Source organism: Kocuria tytonicola (genome assembly GCF_003687455.1).
In the GTDB taxonomy this organism is placed as follows: Bacteria; Actinomycetota; Actinomycetes; order Actinomycetales; family Micrococcaceae; genus Kocuria; species Kocuria tytonicola.
The window spans coordinates 1-1,788 of sequence record NZ_PHOA01000183.1 but is presented as its reverse complement, the minus strand read 5'-3'; the positions used below and the strand labels follow the sequence as shown (position 1 = coordinate 1,788).

The 1,788-nt window shown below is 73.2% G+C and carries 2 protein-coding genes; both read right to left on the bottom strand.

Annotation, left to right across the window (positions count from 1 at the left end; all coding sequences use genetic code 11):
* Window positions 1–22: 22 nt before the first annotated feature.
* On the bottom strand, window positions 23–673 hold the full coding sequence (locus CWC38_RS11690) for a carbonic anhydrase (RefSeq protein WP_121846875.1): 651 nt from the start codon (window positions 671–673) through the stop codon (window positions 23–25).
* Window positions 674–995: 322 nt separating this feature from the next.
* Window positions 996–1,788, bottom strand: a 793-nt coding sequence (locus CWC38_RS12510; RefSeq protein ID WP_240625254.1) for a DUF4245 domain-containing protein, incomplete at its 5' end; no start/stop codon positions are given.

Below are 1,788 nucleotides of genomic sequence, written 5' to 3'. Positions count from 1 at the left end.
CGTCGGCGGCGTGCCGGGAGCGTCAGGCGTTCTGGAACGCGGGGTCCTCGCTGTAGACCAGCTCGGCCTTGCCGTCCGCGAGGTGGTAGAACACGCCGATCACCGCAGCATCCCCGCGGGAGACGGCCTGCGAGATCGCCGCGGAGTGGTCCATCAGGCGGGCGGCGGTCTGCCTGGTGTGCTCCACGACCATGTCCTGCAGGTCCGCATCCCCGGCGCGCCTGGCCTCGAGAACCGAGGGGGTGATGCGCTCCACGAGGTCCCGCTGGAAGCCGCGGGGCAGCTGCCCGGACTCCACGGAGTCCTTGGTGGCGGTGACGGCGCCGCACGAGTCGTGGCCGAGGACCATGATGAGCGGCGTGCCGAGCACCTCGATCGCGTACTCCAGGGAGCCCAGCACGGCGTTGTCGATCACCTGCCCGGCGGTGCGGATCACGAAGGTGTCACCCAGCCCGAGGTCGAAGATGATCTCCGCGGCCAGGCGCGAGTCCGAGCAGCCGAAGATCACCGCGAACGGCTTCTGGGACTGCGCGAGGTCCTTGCGGCGCTGCGCGTCCTGGTGCGGGTGCAGGGTGTCCCCGGCGATGAATCGGGCATTGCCGTCCTGCAGGGCCCGCCACGCCTCCAGGGGGGTGCGAGGGGTGTGGTCCACGGCGTCGGTCTGCGTGCTCATGCGGGAACTCCAAGGGTGCTGGACGGGTGAGGAGGTCGCGGGCCGGTGGGCACCGCGTCGCCTCCAGGGTAGACCCGCGCCGGCACGGCGAGGACGGCCCCGGCGCCGGCTGCGGGTCACGACGGCGCGGCACGCCGGGCGGCCCCCGGGTCACGACGACGCCGCTCATGCCACCGCGGGCACACCGACTCCGAGCCCACTGACCCCCAGTCCACCGACTCCAGGCCCCCTGAATCCGGGTCCACCAACTCCGGCCCCACCGGTCTCCGGGTTCACCCGCTCCGGCCCGGGCGGGCGGCGGGAGCCCGGTGCGGAGCAGGGGTCAGGAGCCGGACAGCGCCGTGGCCACGTGCTCGAAGTCCGCCTCGGGGGCCTTGCCGCTGAGCACCACGGTGGAGTCCTCCAGCTCACCGACCCACGCGGTGAACTCCTCCTGCCTGCCGTTCGCGTCCCGGTGGTGCTGGTGCCACGTGACACCGCCCAGGGTCTTCTCCCCGGTCTGCGGGATCAGCTCGGTGCGCTGCGCGAGCCACGTGGGGTTGGACTCCGTGGTCTGCGCCATGTCCACCAGGTGGTAGTCGGGGGTGAGGTATCCCACGTTCCACAGCGGCACACCCTCCTGGGACTTCTCCGTCCAGCGGGCGTAGTTGGCGCTCCAGCCCTCACCGAGTCGGGGATCCGCGGGTGCGAAGGGTGCCTGGTCCCCGGCGAACTTCGCCTCCTGGCTCACGTCCACCTGCGCCCGGTACGGCTGGGCGTCCGGTTTGGGCTGCAGCCACAGGAAGGGCAGCAGCAGCAGGATCAGCACCACCATGGAGATGACCATGCCGCGGATCGGCGCGTTGATGCGTGAGGCCTGCTTGCTGGTCAGCTGCGGGACGGGCCGCTCCTCGGCACCGGGCTCGACGCCGCCCTCGCCCTCTGTGCCGGTGCCGGCGGTTCCCTGCGTGGCGCGTGCGTCCGCGGAGCCGCGTGCGGCACCATCCCGGCCGGTGGTCCCGGTGGTCCCGGCCCTGTCTGCGGTGCGCGCGGTCCCGGTCGCCGGGGTGCCCGGCCGCGCGGAGCTGGGGGCGGCGTCGTCGGCGGACGGGGACCCAGCAGGGCCGCCCTGGGCG